Annotated in this window: 14 protein-coding genes; 13 read left to right on the top strand and 1 reads right to left on the bottom strand. The window is 39.4% G+C overall.

The window, feature by feature from the left end:
- Positions 1-82 precede the first annotated feature (82 nt).
- The 9 genes from P2W83_RS07330 (at position 83) to P2W83_RS07360 (ending at position 8,040) form a co-directional block, all read left to right on the top strand.
- A complete protein-coding gene (locus tag P2W83_RS07330) occupies positions 83-565 on the top strand; it encodes a hypothetical protein (protein ID WP_276133060.1) in 483 nt (160 codons plus the stop codon).
- A gap of 76 nt (positions 566-641) precedes the next feature.
- On the top strand, positions 642-884 hold the full coding sequence (locus P2W83_RS07335) for a hypothetical protein (RefSeq protein WP_276133061.1): 243 nt from the start codon (positions 642-644) through the stop codon (positions 882-884).
- A gap of 430 nt (positions 885-1,314) precedes the next feature.
- A complete protein-coding gene (locus P2W83_RS07340) occupies positions 1,315-1,524 on the top strand; it encodes a KGG domain-containing protein (protein WP_276133062.1) in 210 nt (69 codons plus the stop codon).
- Positions 1,525-2,057: 533 nt separating this feature from the next.
- On the top strand, positions 2,058-2,300 hold the full coding sequence (locus tag P2W83_RS07345; RefSeq protein WP_276133063.1) for a hypothetical protein: 243 nt from the start codon (positions 2,058-2,060) through the stop codon (positions 2,298-2,300).
- A gap of 747 nt (positions 2,301-3,047) precedes the next feature.
- Positions 3,048-3,359 (top strand): helix-turn-helix domain-containing protein, encoded by a 312-nt coding sequence (locus P2W83_RS18670; RefSeq protein WP_420831784.1) that lies wholly within the window; start codon positions 3,048-3,050, stop codon positions 3,357-3,359.
- Between the two features lie 172 nt (positions 3,360-3,531).
- Positions 3,532-4,680, top strand: a complete 1,149-nt coding sequence (locus P2W83_RS07350; RefSeq protein WP_276133064.1) for a site-specific integrase — start codon at positions 3,532-3,534, stop codon at positions 4,678-4,680.
- Between the two features lie 13 nt (positions 4,681-4,693).
- Positions 4,694-5,500, top strand: coding sequence for a DUF6617 family protein (locus tag P2W83_RS07355; RefSeq protein ID WP_276133065.1), 807 nt, complete (start codon positions 4,694-4,696; stop codon positions 5,498-5,500).
- A 57-nt stretch (positions 5,501-5,557) separates the two neighbouring features.
- Positions 5,558-5,830 carry a helix-turn-helix domain-containing protein gene (locus tag P2W83_RS18675; RefSeq protein WP_420831775.1) on the top strand — a complete coding sequence of 91 codons (273 nt, stop codon included), beginning with the start codon at positions 5,558-5,560 and terminating at the stop codon, positions 5,828-5,830.
- Between the two features lie 44 nt (positions 5,831-5,874).
- On the top strand, positions 5,875-8,040 hold the full coding sequence (locus P2W83_RS07360; protein WP_276133066.1) for a DUF3987 domain-containing protein: 2,166 nt from the start codon (positions 5,875-5,877) through the stop codon (positions 8,038-8,040).
- 184 nt (positions 8,041-8,224) lie between these two features.
- On the opposite strand, the gene P2W83_RS07365 is transcribed toward P2W83_RS07360, so the two are convergent.
- Positions 8,225-8,407 (bottom strand): superinfection immunity protein, encoded by a 183-nt coding sequence (locus tag P2W83_RS07365; RefSeq protein ID WP_276133067.1) that lies wholly within the window; start codon positions 8,405-8,407, stop codon positions 8,225-8,227.
- 1,101 nt (positions 8,408-9,508) lie between these two features.
- Here P2W83_RS07365 and P2W83_RS07370 point away from each other — a divergent pair.
- The 4 genes from P2W83_RS07370 to P2W83_RS07385 all read left to right on the top strand — a co-directional run bounded on the left by P2W83_RS07370 (position 9,509) and on the right by P2W83_RS07385 (position 15,418).
- Positions 9,509-11,296 carry an ATP-dependent nuclease gene (locus tag P2W83_RS07370; RefSeq protein WP_276133068.1) on the top strand — a complete coding sequence of 596 codons (1,788 nt, stop codon included), beginning with the start codon at positions 9,509-9,511 and terminating at the stop codon, positions 11,294-11,296.
- The gene (locus P2W83_RS07375) at positions 11,283-12,941 is read left to right on the top strand and encodes a UvrD-helicase domain-containing protein (protein WP_276133069.1); all 1,659 of its coding nucleotides are present in this window, start codon (positions 11,283-11,285) and stop codon (positions 12,939-12,941) included. Before P2W83_RS07370 ends, P2W83_RS07375 begins: the two co-directional genes overlap by 14 nt.
- Positions 12,942-13,272: 331 nt before the next feature.
- Complete coding sequence (locus P2W83_RS07380; protein ID WP_276133070.1) at positions 13,273-14,424, top strand: hypothetical protein; 1,152 nt, start codon at positions 13,273-13,275, stop codon at positions 14,422-14,424.
- Positions 14,425-14,473: 49 nt separating this feature from the next.
- The gene (locus tag P2W83_RS07385; RefSeq protein ID WP_276133071.1) at positions 14,474-15,418 is read left to right on the top strand and encodes a hypothetical protein; all 945 of its coding nucleotides are present in this window, start codon (positions 14,474-14,476) and stop codon (positions 15,416-15,418) included.
- Positions 15,419-15,449 lie beyond the last annotated feature (31 nt).

Raw genomic sequence — 15,449 nt, forward strand, 5'->3', positions numbered from 1 at the left:
GACAGGGGCAAAATGGCGACAGGCGGCTAATTCAGTCGCCTGCCCCGCCATTAATTATCTAACGGGTTCAAAACGAAAATCTATGAAAAATATATTGTTATTGCTGCTGCTCGTAACAGGCACATACAGTTGTAACGCGCAGCCTAGACAAAGCGAAAAACAACAGCAGGCCACAACCACGGAAGAAAACAAGCCACAGGCCAGATGGAAAGTAAATAAAAAGTATGACGATAAGGGGAACCTCATTGGCTACGACTCGTCTTACGTTTGGACGTATTCAAGCAAAGGAGGCAATATACATAGTGTGGAGGCTGACAGTGTAATGGAGGCCTTCAGAAAGCAATTCAATATGGAGTTTCCTTCATTTTTTAATAAAAGGTTCGACAACCCAGTTTGGTCTGATAGTTTGTTTCGCCAGGATTTTATTGCTCCCGACTATTTCATGAAAAGATGGGACGAGCACCATTCTGACATGAGACAAATGATGCAACAAATGGATTCGTTACGAAACTGGTTCTTAAAAAACAATTATCCGGGCCTGAACAGCGAGAACAAGAGATTGTAACTGTGGCATAATCATCGAATTTTTAAAAATGGACACACAGTATAATGTCATAATTAGCATAAAGACACCTGAAGGAATGCAGGAGATCGGCAATTTTCTAATAGGAGACGATGCGGATTTTGCGCTTGCAACCTTTAATAGCTTAAACGGCTACAGCGATACGGATGAAAAGAGCGTGCTACGGATTGAACTAGTTAAAAAGGTGGGGCTAACACCTGTTCAGTACCTAGCAAGTATAAGTTGTACGCTTGACCAATATGTGGAGAATTGCCGTATTGTCACTCGCGATGCGTTTAAATTTTTCACATTGGAACGCTAACCCGTAGCAAAAAATAATATTTGGCTTAGGGTGAGGACATAAATTTTAGCGAAAGATTGGAGAATCATCATTGCAAAACTTAATAAAAAAGGAGGTACGATAGAACCAGAGGCCTCGGAGCAGTTGATAGACAACGTGGCACGCCTACCCAAAATGCACCTATTGCATTCTGGCATAACTTTTAATATTTTTAGTTTAGTATCTCGTCGCTCATCGATGTCCTGCGATGCACCGACAGCAAATTCTACATCTCCGCAGCCGTTTAGGCTGATAGGCCAAGGAGAACAGCACATACAAATACAGTTTTTGAGATCGAACGGGCTTGGTTGCGTTTCCGGGTTACGACCGAATTGGCGCCGGATGCTGCTGGAATTTCTAGCCCGATCCAAATCTTGTCTTTCAATCGATTAATAATCTAAAAATGGATATTATGCAAATTAGCTTAGAGAGTGACAACGGGAACAATGCACGCAAAACTTCAAAACGCGGTTTTGCTTCTATGGATTTAGAAAAGCGACGCGAGATTGCTAGCAAGGGTGGAAGAGCAGTTAGTAGCAACAATGAACACATGGTAGAAATAGGCCGCAGGGGTGGCGCAGCCTCTGGCGAAACCCGTCGCAGAAAGGCGAATCAGGCCTAGGCTAGACCATAGAATAACCCAGTTTGAACAGATAATACGCTTTAGTTAAATGTGAAAGAAGGGCTTCCACGTCAGTGGGGGTCCTTCTTTAGATGATTGATTATCACAGAGTTGAGTTCTATTTGCTAACGGCGAAGCAAAAAGGACCGTGCATATGCGCACTTGAATCCATTCATAATTACTCAGTAAAACTTACCGCGCAGAACCTTTTGCTCGTGCGATACGATCGGTTTCCACTGGTTTGGGGACGTGATCTTGCAAATTACCTTTCCAGGGCGAAGCGCCTTATGAGGCTCATCAATTATCGAATATTATCATCTGGATGAAGGCATGAAGAGTAGCGCTGTTGTGCGGTCTTCGCCGTAAATTGCGCTAAAGAAAAAGGATGCTAAAAAGCATCCTTATCGTTAACCATAAAACTCATCATAACCACCAGTAAAATAATTAAAAAGGTATGCCAATCATAAACTGGTATGGTTTTTTTAAATGAAATCGCTGAGAAGCAAGACATTGTGTACTGAAAACGACCATAAATGAAGAGGGTTTTTAAGGTAGTTTTTGCGAGGAATGAGGTGGTGTTGTGCAAAGAGACATCCGCAACACTTCCTGATGATATTGAAATAAGATATGAGCAGTCTAACGGGCAACTTATCTACGCTTTCGTTGCTGCTGATGATTTGTCTGAGGCAGTAGACAAAGCCAATCAAATAATCCCCCGTTTTGCTACTCAAGCAATTCAGCCGCCGATAGGTGATCCTAGTGCTGAACAACTCTAATGGCATTCACACTATAGGTATAAATTCAAAGGGCTACAGCAGCTTCGCAGTAGCCCTTATTCACAACCTTGTAGAGGGAATCGAAAGAAAGGGTAATCTTTCATTAGCGTCTGGAGGCAAAAAGCAGTAAGACTTTGTCAGTATATCTCTAATCAAGAGCTTCTTACACTTTACCCATAACAGAGTAATTTTCAAAACTTATAGCTGAGCATTTTGAAAAACTATTTCAATGCCTGTCATGAGTTACAATGTGCATAAGTGTGCCGGAAGTTGTTCGGGCGTATTGTTTTGCTATCGTCCCGTTGCGCCAAAGAACATCAGTAAAGTTTCAATTCAAGAATGAGATTGCGAGAGGTATCATTTTCTGTTACGATATTGTTACTTAAATCGAGGAGATGCATTATTATTGGCTATTAGTTACTTTCTGTATCGGAAAGTGACCTCACAGCTAAAATCACCTCTTTTACACTAGTAATGCGGATTTGAGCGGATTCTCATTTGCCGTTTACATGTCTTTTCTTGCCGTTATTAGCCATTTTTTTGTTACAAAGTTGATTACTAACAAAAAAGTCAGGGACTTTATGGTCACAAGGCGAAATAACGACTGAAAGATGATGGAAGATAATGGTAAATGATGGTAAATGGTGAGCAAAACAACATTAATAGTGATCAAAACAGAAAGTGACTATGAGCAGCAACATGCGCATCCCAAAAGTGTGTGAATTCTGTAAGAAAGAATTCATAGCAATGAAATTGACCACTAAATTCTGCTCCCTACAATGCGGGCAGAGAAACTACAAAAAGACGAAAAGAGATGAGAAGATAGGACTGGCGCATCAGCAATTCAAAGCCACAAGAAATAACATCGCGTCTAACATCGTCGAAAGGCGACCTAATGAGAAACCCTATTTGAGCATCAAAGACGCTTGTACACTATTAAACGCTTCTGATACAACGATTAGAAGAGCTATCAAAGATGGCAAGCTAAAAACAATCAGGATTAGTAAAAAACATATCATACGGCGTGAGGATATAGAACAGCTATTTAAATTGACATAATTGGCAAATGGCAAGTTGGCAATCTTAGCAAATTCATTCAGTTTCTCTCAAAAAGAAGTAATTCACCGTTGATTTTCGAGTAAATCAGCGGTTTTTTATTAAAGGTTGTTGCCCATTACGATTATCAGGCGGAAGGTTACATAAACAATTAATAACCAAACGTTTGACATCTATGAAAGTATATCTTTTGAGAAGAAAAGGGCAGATTTCTAAGGACAAGGAAAGCCAGGGGAAAACCAATAAAATCAGCCTATATCTCGTTTATTACTACGGACCAGCCGAAAAGAGGGAGTACGAGTTCTTGGGGCTCTATCTCTTCGAAAAAGCTAAAACTCAACTCCAAAAGGATCACAACAAAGAAACTATTCAGCTAGCAGAGTCTATTAGGGCTAAAAAAGTATTGGCAGAACAGTCAAGTCGATATGGATTCAGAAGCAATGCGCTTCAGAAGATGAGTTTCCTAGATTTCTTCAAAAAACAGGCTGAAATACGAAGAGAAGGCTCGGACAGCAATTATGAAAGGTGGATGACGGTGTATAGGATCATGCTTAAATACACTAAGGGAAGGGATGTAACAATGGAGGCAGCTAACGAAGAGTTCCTGGAAGGTTTTAAAGAGTTTCTCCAGTCAGATCAGGCAGCAATAAGGCAACAAGGCAAGAAACTGGGTAAAAACTCTATTGTAGCTTACTTCAATATCGTTAAAACAGCCCTGAAGGAAGCCTTTAGAGCGAAAATCTTAAAAGAAAATCCATCCCTAAGAGTAAAAAGTCTAAACGGCGAAGAAACCAATCGCCAGTATTTAAATCTTGAAGAGCTAAAGGTCTTAACGAAAACACCCTGTGACAATCCAAAGCTCAAAAAAGCCTTTTTATTCAGCGCTTTGACAGGTTTACGGTGGTCGGATGTGACTAGTTTAGTTTGGGGGCAGATAATATTTAGCGAAACAGATGGGTGGGCGATCAATTACACTCAGAAAAAGACTAAAAAAGCAGAAATTCTGCCGGTTTCCGAAAATGCTATTAAGTTCTTAGGCGATCGAAAGGAAGAAGACAAACTGCTTTTCCCAAACTTGGTTTACAGTTCGCATAATAACGGTTTATTACAAGACTGGATTTCAAGAGCTGGCATCAATAAGAAGATTACTTTTCACTGTGCGAGGCACAGTTTCGCCACTCTACAGCTGAGCATGGACACGGATATTTATACCGTATCAAAGCTCTTAGGCCACAGACATCTGCGAACTACGGAAATCTACGCTAAGGTTATAGACAAAAAGAAAATAGAAGCGGCAAGAAGAATTCCGCAGATACAGCTGTAGCTTATATTTGCACATGGGCAAAGTACTTTTATACAGCGACATACAGGCTTTAGTTGCTGATATTTCAAAGCAGCCAGATGCAGCTATTATCTGTGATTTCGTCAATTACTGGCGTGTTGAATATGAAAAGGTGCTGGGCGATGGCTTTTTGTATTATTTAAAGAGAGAAATAAACAAAAAAGAAGCTCAGAATGTTTCAGAGGACGATCTTGGAAACTGGGGAGAACTGGAATTGAGCGACTATTCAAAAAACAACAATACACCACAGCTTCTATTTGCGGCGACCTATATCGAGTATTTAATTATTACGGAGGTTGAAGGTTATTTGTTTTCAGAGTTTGAATTTACGCCTAATGAACCAGCCTCATTGACTAGTTTACCTGTAGACAACAATGTTGGCAGATTTCAAACAATAAGTTTTCGATTAGCGGAAAAAAATAAGACTTATCTAGAGCAAGTGTTAGAGCAGCTGACAGCAACAGTGGATTTCCTAGAAGATAAAGCCAAAATTGACCAATTGGTAAAAATATTTCTAGAGAAAGATGTAGCTGACATTAACCGGGAAATTCAAGTTGGATGCAATACTCAAACTGCGGCATACATCCTTTACAAACTAAAAGACGCCTTTGGTGTCAACTTGAAAGGGACCGTGAAAGTTTTTAGGACGAAGCAGCAAGGACGCGCGTTGACAGATACCAACCTTAGGAAAAGCCATCACAAATCGTTACACAAAGATTTCAGTGATAAGAAGACGATTGACCAGATTTTCAACGAACTCAAAGGGAAAATGAGTAAGAAGAGTAATTCAGTTACTCTATAGTTACTCATTGTTTCTCTCGACTTTGAGTCGCTTTGCATCTTGCGGCAAAATTTAATTATGCTAAAAGATGTAATTACACTTCTAAGTGAAATCAAATGCTTGTTAAGCCTCAGCAAAGAAGTCTTGACAATCGACGAATTTGCTAGTTACTCGAGCCTATCCAAACAAACCATTTACAAGTATACGGCTGATCAAAAACTGCCATTCTATCGGGTGGGGAAATCTATTTTCTTTAAAAGAGAAGATATAATCGACTTTTTGACCTCAAACGGTATCGCGTCATCTACTGAATTGAAAAGGAAAGCTTTAAGACATTCTCAAAGATTTTAAAAAGCATTTTTCAGCTTAAAATTTTCCACTAAAAAAGGTAGATAATGACTAGCATTAATAACATCAGTATTATAAAGAATCACAACAACGTTGTAGAAAATGCAACACTACAGGCAATCTGGGCTAAAATAAAAGGGAAGGGCTACCTATCAGAAATTGCCGAATTGAGGAAGTTAATTGCGTTAGGTAAAGATGAGGAAGCTCAAAGAGTAAAAAACTCTTTAACTGCATTTACCACTTCTGGAACATTTAAAGAAAAGAGAAAATCAGGCAATCTTATAGACTATTCACAGTATGTAATGCTTGATATCGATAAACTGGATGGTTTACAAGTAGAGTCAATTAAGCAAAAGGCAATTGCCATTAAACATACGAAAATGTGCTTCATTAGCCCGTCGGGGAATGGACTTAAGATTGTCGTTAAAGTTAACACCCCTGCAACTTTACATAAAGAAGCCTATAAACAAGTTATTGATTTTTATAAACAGAGCCTGCACATCGATTTTGATGAAAAGACTTCTGACATTACTCGACTGTGCTACTTTTCACACGATCCAACCGCGTATTTTATTGATAATGAAGAAGTTTTTGAGGTGTCTGTGCCAGCTGAACCTAATAATGATGAAGAATTGTCCGTCGAAACTGCATTTAAGAAGGCCATTGAGTTTACGGAAAGAATTAGTGAATACCGAAAGGGGAACCGTAATAATTTTTTATTTCAATTGTTATGTAATTGCAATCGGCTAGGAATAACTCAAAGCAATACTTTAATTCTTGCTCTGAGACATTATGAGAAAACTTTTGACAGAGCTGAGATAGCAAACCTGGTGAGTTCGGTGTACAGCAAATACCATAATGATTTTGGTAATTATCAAGAATATGAAAATGGAAAGGATTTGGATGGGTCTAGCGAGAATGAGGTAGCCAATTTACCATTCATTCCGGATGAAGTAATAGATAGTCTCCCAGAGTTCATGCAGTTCGTTGCTAATAGCAGAACGTGCCAAAGAGAAAGGGACGTCTTAGTTATATCAATGCTTGTTCTCTTTAGCGGTGCATTTTATAATGTAACCTCTCGTCACGATGGCCAAACTGTGTTTCCCAACTTGTTTTCTTTTATTGTTGCAGGCGCAGGCAGTGGCAAAGGTGTTGCAAAGATTGCTCGCAAGCTATTTGAGGAGTTCAGTGATGAATTGGAAGAACGATGTAATCGTAGTCTTGCTGAGTACTTATCGAGCAATTCTGAACAGCCCGATGAAAAGAGCTATCCACAGTATATCCAGTTTTTTGTCCCGGGTAATTCCAGTACCACTGCCATTATAAACACCCTAAAGCGAAGTGATGGTGTAGGTGTCATATTTGAATCAGAAGCAGATGCATTAGGGAACAATTTGTCAAACGATTGGGGCGACTTTTCGTATATTTTAAGGTGTGCATTCCATCAAGAATCAATCAGCATTGGGCGAGCTAATAGTAAGGCTCAAACAGTTAAAAAAACAAAACTCGCAGCGTTGCTTTCGGGAACACCTGGTCAATTGCCCACAATAATTCGTTCGGCTGAAAATGGTCTGTTTAGCAGGTTTACTTACTATGTTTTTTCTTCACGAAACTGGAGAAATACGTTTGAAAAAAGCGAAAATGATATACGCCGTTTTTCCAAATACATATCGTGGAACATCAATCGAATAGTTCAGTATGCAAACGCAAATCAAATAGAGGTAAGGTTATCTGAAGAGCAATCAAAGAAATTATCTGATCATTTTGAATTGAAATTTAACCAGCTAAAACAACATTATTCTGAAGATATTGATTCGGTGGTAAAAAGAATGCCTTTAATGGTATTGAAACTATGCATGGTGCTAACAGCGATAGACAAATGGGAGATTCGCGGTTCAAATAAGGCTATTTGTTCGGACAATCACTTCGACGCTTCGGTGCGACTTGTTGATGTATTCCTGGATCATGCGCTATATATCTACGAGCTTCTTCCTCAAAAGAGCGTGCAGGTTGGACGTAATAGTAACCGACTAAATGAGTTCCTCGATTATTTACCTGTTAACGCCATTTTTTCACGCGCTGACGCTCTCCCAGCAGCGAAAAAGATGGGTGTGCATCATAAGAGCATATCTAACTATCTGTTTCAACTAGTTAAGGCGGGGCTATTGCAGAAACTTGGTCATGGGAAATACCAAAGAGCGAAAAATAAGTGATTGCCAATTTGCCAATTTGCAAAAACTCGATTGTTGGTTTGCGATATTATAGACTAGCTAAAAAGCCGCCCTGTAGTGCGGCTTTATTTTGTTTTTGCCGGTAATTCAGCCTCTTACAGACTTGAGCATGTTCTTTAACCATGGTTGGAACAGAACAGCGCAATTTCCTCTACGGAAATTCGGTTCAGCTTTTCTCGTAAGTGTGAGCCCATATTAAAGCTACTACCCAGCCTACGAACGTCCATCCAAGAAATAAGTTGAGAATGAAGATAGAAGTGCTGTTTCGTTTGCCGTTTGCGATTGCCGTAATTGCAGGCGTGAAGTAGATTATCACCGCAACGGCGATAATTAGAATAGTGATTAGCATCGTGGTAATTTGGAGTGTTATCAAAATAAAAGAGCGTAACTGGAGGTCCAAGCTGCTCCAGGCTTACCACAGCCTCTCACGCAAAGACACAGCTACGCCTTGTCGGCGTACTATATCCATAAGCGCGTGAGTTCTTGTTGTGGTAATTTGGAACAGCGACTCTATGTTATAATACAACTATTTTAACGAGGTAAATTTACTCATTCCTTTAGGTATTCTCCCTGTATTATTGAAAAATAATAGATTCTAAAATTGGCCAAAAAGGTGGTGAGACCATTTAAACACGGTAATAATCGGCAACTGACTGCCCATAATAGTATCGACTTTTAGCCGCCAGTTGCACTTATAGAAAGCAAAAAAGACGGTGTATAGTATACCAGGTGGGTTTGTTGAAATTAAATCAAGACTTTACTGTTATTAGGAGAATAATCACCTTTTTACAGACGGTTCAAAGCACTTTACTATTATGTCTTCGATTATTATTAATAACCTGAATACAGTTTTATACAAGCATTTTAAACGGCAAATTTTCGAAGAAGTTTACTAATCCATCTATATTTTAGTATAAACGTCGATTTTTTGCCCATAGGGACTTTTTGGTTGAGAAAGTGACCTAATAAAAAGGGTCAGCATCGACAATAATAGCTGGTCTTTGGGATATCAACGTCGCCTTCATGGGAGTTGGTAGGAGGTTATGCTGTATTTTGTTTCCAGCTTTATTTTGAGACGGTTTTTCCCTCCTTTTCAACCGAAAACCACTGAAAACTAAAGCTGGTTTTAATTTTGCAGGACAGGCAATTTTATATGGGTTTTACTCAAGTTGAACCATGACAGAGTTGGAATGTACTTTTTGGGAGCTCAAGCGAACGACATGGTATAAGGACTGAAAATCCTTGTGTCGCCGGTTCGATCTCGACCCACACCACCACAAATATCAAGCCTTCCAGATTTCTCTGAAGGCTTTTTTGTTTTTTTGGTTGGACGAATTCCAATCTTCGTATCTATAGCACTTTAGTCCATAGAACTCGAAAGCCGCCATGTGTAAAATACAAGGAAACAATAGTGAATAAATATCTATATTTCGGATGAGAAATCATGCCCATGAAACTAGCAACTGTAGAACTAACTGGCTTTAGAAATTTCAAAAGTTCTGTCATTAATTTTCAAGAAAAGTCTTTGGTGATAGGGGCAAATGATGTCGGTAAAACTAATCTAATTTGGGCTATCCGCTTGTTATTGGATAAAGGTCTTACCGAGTATGACATCGAGCCAAGGGATTCTGACTTTTACGCGTACGAGGAAACAAACAACTTCACTATAAAGTTGCGGTTCACCGAAGTTACGGAGGACTGCGTTGTATCTAAACTTAAAGGACAAATTAGCGACCAAGATGAGTTGCTGCTAGTATTTGAGGGAGTACGGGATCCTGTTACAAAAGCAAAGAAGTATCGCCTGCTGGCGGGGCCGTCCGATGCAGGGCTCGAAGAAATTCAAGAACGCTTTTACCGAAAGGTGTTAAACCTCAGGTATATAAGCTGTAGACGTGACTTTCATAGCTACATTAACAAGGAAAAACACAACTTGTTATATCAGGCCAAAGAAAATAGGACTGAAGAGCAGGCGGCCGATGATAATCGATTAATAGGAGAAATTTCAACTAACTTGAAGGGGATAGATGAAAGAATTCCGCAATTAAGCTTTGTCGCCAATGCAACCCAGACAATCAATGCAGAGCTAAACAAATTGTCTCTACACCACCAACGCCAAAATATTGTTTTCAACGCTGGTACGTCCAACATTGATAATTTTATAGACGATGTATCTATTTCTTCTAAACGTGGTGATAAAAATCTATTGATTGGCGGCGACGGGAGATTAAACCAGGTATATTTATCATTGTGGGCGGCACGCAACGAAATATCCGAAGAAAATGTTCAAGAAGTGTCAATCATTTGCATTGAGGAACCGGAAGCTCACCTTCACCCACACCAGCAGAGAAAATTATCAGAATATCTTTCAACCTCTATCCATTCACAAGTAATAATTACATCACATTCTCCGCAAATTGCCAGTGAGTATTCGCCAAATTCAATTGTCCGACTTGTTGATCGTGGCGCCGGTGCATATGCAGCATCAAAGGGTTGCTCAGACATTATAGATGAAGCCTTTAGTGACTTCGGCTATCGTATGAGTATTATTCCCGCCGAAGCATTTTTCGCAGATGTCGTGTTATTAGTAGAGGGTCCGTCGGAAGAACTATTGTACCGTACTTTAGCGAAACAGATTGGAATTGACATTGATCGGTTGAATATGAGTATTTTAATGGTTGATGGAGTCGGCTTCAAAACCTTCATCAAAATATTGGCGGCATTAGAAATTGAGTGGGTTGTAAGAACTGACAATGACACTTTTAAGATTCCAAAGAAAGCAGAATATCGACGTGCTGGGGTTCAGCGCCTGATAAGTTTTTACAGACAAAATGGAAAGCCTGATGCAGCTTTCGAGGCCGTCTTGGCAGCGAACGAGGTTGCTTTACACGGCTTTGGATTGCCGGAGCCGCCTGCTACTACAAATAGTGCAAATGCTGTAATACCTGAATTGGAAAGGTTGAATCTTTTTCTATCAGTTGCAGACTTAGAAAATGATCTATATGCCAGCGAAATTAAGGCTGAACTGGACGAGTATTACGGAACAGGTAACGATGATGACGATGAAGAAATTTCAGATGATGACAATGTCGTCAGTAGAATGCAAAAAAAGAAAGCCATTTTCATGTATGAGTTTCTGAAGCAACACAAAACAAGTTTAAGTAAACTCAAAGACAATGCTATTGCAAATCCGCTGCATAGGTGTGTCGAAATTGTAAGCAGGTATCATGGAGCCGACTGAGCAACAGACAGAAATAATCAATCATGATGGAAATTCAGTTATCATTGCTGCGCCCGGTAGCGGTAAAACTTTCGTAATCTCGGAAAAGATCAAGCTAATATTCGAGAGTTTAGAGGGCTATCAGGGTGTGGTTGCGATTTCTTATACAAACAAGGCATCTAACGAATTACAGTCGAGATGCTTGGTAAAAGGAATAGATCCGAAAAGCTCATTTTTTGGTACGATAGATCGCTTTTTCATCGGTGAAATTATTATTCCGTTTGGGAAGCAAATTTTCGGTATTCCTAGTCGTCAAATTGAAATTATCAAAACAGATAGGTTGCCACAGGCGGAACAAGATAACCTCGATTGGCTCCACCGCAATCTGAAGTATATAGATATTGGCCAGAATGAGATTGAGGAACTAGCTAAGTATTTCAGGAACGGTCTGATATTAATGGAAGCAATTGGATTATTGTCCAACTTCGTGTTTCATAACTCTTTGGCATGTAGAAAATATCTAAGCTCACGTTATAAGTATATTTTTATAGATGAGTATCAGGATTCAGGGTCAAACCAACATGAAATATTTCTAGCAATAAATGCGCTTGGCATTGTCGGTATAGCAGTAGGAGATCTAAACCAGTCTATTTATGCGTTTTCAGGTAAAAGCTCGATCCACCTGGATAATTTGGCTGGGAATGAGGCATTCACCGTGTTCAAACTGGACAAAAATCATAGATGTCATACATCCATAATTAATTATTCCAATTACTTGCTTGATCCAGGAACAAAAATGCTGCCGACAGATTCAGAGCAAGTGTATTTTAAAAGAATAGACGGATCGGAGGTGGAAATTTCGCGATTTATTGACAGTAAGATAGCGGGTATCAAAAAGCACTTTGGCATAATAAATAATTCGGAGGTCGCAATCCTTGTAAGGGGAAATCGAACTCTGGAAATCATAGATGCTAGTCTACAGACACCGCACAAAATTTTTATTACCACAGATTTAGATACAAGCCTTAACGTGTGGTCTTCAATTTTTTCAAAGTTATTGCACTTTTCTTATGATGTGAATTATCGGTTTATGCAAGTCATAGAGGAGTTCAAGCTAATAGAAAAATTAAGACGTGCTGAGCTTGTATCATTGTTGAAATTGAAGAATGAAATTCGACAATTGTTTCAATGCAATCCTATCGACAAAAATGCAGTGATCGAGCGATTTGTAAGTGTTGCAAAAATTATTGCCCCGGTTTCCGAAAATGAAACATCTGTTGAGTTGTTGGATCAAGTATTATCGACTCCCAACCTATTAGCTACGTATAATCCAGCACTGAATAATGAACTGAGCATAATGACAATTCACAAGTCAAAGGGTCTTGAGTTCGAATTTGTTTTCCATTTAGATTTGTATGAATGGGTATTGCCGCAAAAAGGTCCTGGCCCAGATAACGATTGGGATCACCCTGTATATGATGATTGGGCACAGGATATTAATCTACATTACGTAGCAATTTCACGTGCAAAAAAGGCATGTATGTTAGTCTCCAGCACGCAGCGCACAAGGCGAGACGGTAAAGTAGTCTCGGCAAATGATTCTGAATTTCTCGCCTTCAACAATATTCAAAACTTATGGTATAAGCAACCTAAAGGGAAACCTTAACCTAATCTATACTTTTAGTAGCATGCACGAATACTGAGCATCCCTTAGGCTAACGCTGACATTATCAATTGGCAATACCAAAGGCGATTTGCCTATAACTTCTCTCATTTACGGGCGACAACTTGAGAATAGTTTGCTTTGGCCTTATCACCATTCTTTTACTGATAATCGTCTAGGTTTTGGTTGGTTAATGATATGCGGTGACGTAACTACCCAAGGCAGTATTGCCCTAGGCCATCTTATCATGACCTTGCAGGATAGATTGCAGTTAAACCCACCATATGACGGATTTTTTACGACAATATCGTAGTTTGGTTAATATCTCCAATTTATGACTGAACGCACTTGTAGATATTGCTCTTTAGATTATCCCCTAACCAAAAGGGGAAAACATGTTTTCCCCAAGGGGCTCGGTGGACAAGATGTGTATATGGATTGTGTGTGCGGCAATTGTAATCAGCTGTTCTCGACAATCGAAAGAGAGCTTATTCAAAAATCGCTTGTTGGTTTGATGCGAAGCGTTGAAGGCTTGAAAGGGTACGCGAGGGCTAGCGACAAACAAACTCCCTTTAAAGCACAGATATTGTTAATGGCTGATGAAACGAACTCTTATCTTTATGAAGTTGGCCAGTACCTTCAAATGCAAGTGTTTGTAAGAGCACAGGTAATTTTGTACCGAGATACCTTTCATATAGAGGCTGACTCAGAAGAAGGCAGAAATAATCTCCTAAAGACCTACAACAGTTGGAAGACTACCAATCTCAAAATGATAACAAGATTGCCAGATAAGGCTGGCGAAGATTTTGAATACGTCGAGTTTGGGCTTGGAAGCAGGGTTACCGCAGAAAAAAGAAAAAGTGAGAAGGCTATAAAAGACGCAATTATTTACCTCACGCTACCAAGCAATCATGACCTTTATCCAATATTAAGCCCAAGAATTTTCATTGACGATGATAAAAAGCTTCGCGTTAGGGCAAAAAGCGAACAAGAGGCCATTGCCTTTATAGAGAAGCTATTGACCGCCACGATGTCAAAGTTAGTACTGCATAGTTTCCCCGGTGAGATAAATAGGCAATCAATCGTGAATGTCGGATTTAGTTTTGATGCCTTTAAGTTCGAGCAGGCGATGGTCAAAATCGGTATCAATTGCTTGATTCATTATTTCAGAGAAGCTAGAAACAACACTGCAATCGACGATGCAATAGGTTTCATAATGAATGGGCACCCGTTGATAGAAAGACGCATCGACACTAAAAATTCCATTATTGACTCACAGCCGGAGACACATAATATCTTCTTTTTTCAACTTGAAAGAGCGTTTGACGTTAGGGTAAGTATGTTTAACGGCAGCCTTATTTTTGCCTTTTCGATTCCCGACCTACACCTTTTGAAAAAAGGTGAGTACAATAGACTTGTAATTGATTATAAAAAGCATATCAATAAATTTGAAACTCAGGGCGACTTTTTTGCTTCGTTTAAATGATTACAGTTACTGATAAAGGGTTGTTTTCATAGACATAAATTCTAGCAAAATGCAAATATTCGATCTATCAGCCAAGCCTGATGCAGCTTATAAGCTTGCAGAGACGATTAGCGAAGTGTTGATTTCCGATATTACGATTTACGAATTTCATCAAGAGGTAAATCCAGAAGGAATATTGAATTGCGAAAACGGCCATAGGCTATTTCGTGAAAAGACATCTAACTTTTACCAGAGATTTGTCTCTTTTGGCCTGTCCAGTCTTGATGAATTTCCAGCTATTATTCATATAGCGGTAAAAATTGGCGATCAGTGGTTTCTTGCAGAAGATTGTGGTAGCAATTATTACATGGGATACGGCCCTGGTGGGATTTACAGACTAAGAGAAGCAGCCTGCAAAAAAGGTGCATTATTGTTACACACAGACGCTGACTTCAGAAAGTGGGTAAACGGTATATCCCCAAAGAAGCATCTTAAAGAAGCACGCAAAGACAAGGAAGAAAATGATTTTAACAGAATAATAAAGCAGATGATGGTGTTCGCCTACACCGCTCAAGATCAACGGCAGACTTTTCGGCAAATGAAAGAGGAACAGTTGCGCGATTACATCATTCCGATCTTCACCTCAAGGTTCAAGGCGTATGGCGAAGTCAAATGTGGCGAAGGTAAAACCGACATTCGAATTGACGTTAAAAACTCTGACCATTCCTACATTTTTGAACTTAAAATTTGGAAGGGCGTAAAAACACTTCAGGATGCCATAGACCAATTACAACGGTACATCTCTTGGCATCATCACTTCGGGGGTATTGTAGTTTTTTACAAAGAGAATCAATTCACACAGACCTATAAAACAGCGACCGAATATTTAAAGGCAAATTACCAAACAATCGAACTTGACAACAGCCGAAAACAGGAATTGGCAGTTAAGTGCGCTTATAATAGTGATTCACAGAAGTTAATAACAATTCACTTTATCTTTATTTGCCTTAGCTAATCATAAACGACGACATTGGTAGGTATAAATC

This window comes from Polluticoccus soli (assembly GCF_029269745.1).
Taxonomy (GTDB): Bacteria; Bacteroidota; Bacteroidia; order Chitinophagales; family Chitinophagaceae; genus Polluticoccus; species Polluticoccus soli.

Excerpts from the sequence above, each read along its gene's own strand:
- P2W83_RS07340 (WP_276133062.1), top strand. The coding sequence starts at position 1,315 with ATGCAAATTAGCTTAGAGAGTGACAACGGGAACAATGCACGCAAAACT.
- P2W83_RS07380 (WP_276133070.1), top strand. The coding sequence starts at position 13,273 with ATGACTGAACGCACTTGTAGATATTGCTCTTTAGATTATCCCCTAACC.
- P2W83_RS07345 (WP_276133063.1), top strand. The coding sequence starts at position 2,058 with ATGAAGAGGGTTTTTAAGGTAGTTTTTGCGAGGAATGAGGTGGTGTTG.
- P2W83_RS07360 (WP_276133066.1), top strand. The coding sequence starts at position 5,875 with ATGACTAGCATTAATAACATCAGTATTATAAAGAATCACAACAACGTT.
- P2W83_RS18670 (WP_420831784.1), top strand. The coding sequence starts at position 3,048 with ATGAAATTGACCACTAAATTCTGCTCCCTACAATGCGGGCAGAGAAAC.
- P2W83_RS07375 (WP_276133069.1), top strand. The coding sequence starts at position 11,283 with ATGGAGCCGACTGAGCAACAGACAGAAATAATCAATCATGATGGAAAT.
- P2W83_RS07350 (WP_276133064.1), top strand. The coding sequence starts at position 3,532 with ATGAAAGTATATCTTTTGAGAAGAAAAGGGCAGATTTCTAAGGACAAG.
- P2W83_RS07385 (WP_276133071.1), top strand. The coding sequence starts at position 14,474 with ATGCAAATATTCGATCTATCAGCCAAGCCTGATGCAGCTTATAAGCTT.
- P2W83_RS07330 (WP_276133060.1), top strand. The coding sequence starts at position 83 with ATGAAAAATATATTGTTATTGCTGCTGCTCGTAACAGGCACATACAGT.
- P2W83_RS07365 (WP_276133067.1), bottom strand. The coding sequence starts at position 8,407 with ATGCTAATCACTATTCTAATTATCGCCGTTGCGGTGATAATCTACTTC.
- P2W83_RS07355 (WP_276133065.1), top strand. The coding sequence starts at position 4,694 with ATGGGCAAAGTACTTTTATACAGCGACATACAGGCTTTAGTTGCTGAT.
- P2W83_RS07335 (WP_276133061.1), top strand. The coding sequence starts at position 642 with ATGCAGGAGATCGGCAATTTTCTAATAGGAGACGATGCGGATTTTGCG.
- P2W83_RS18675 (WP_420831775.1), top strand. The coding sequence starts at position 5,558 with ATGCTAAAAGATGTAATTACACTTCTAAGTGAAATCAAATGCTTGTTA.
- P2W83_RS07370 (WP_276133068.1), top strand. The coding sequence starts at position 9,509 with ATGAAACTAGCAACTGTAGAACTAACTGGCTTTAGAAATTTCAAAAGT.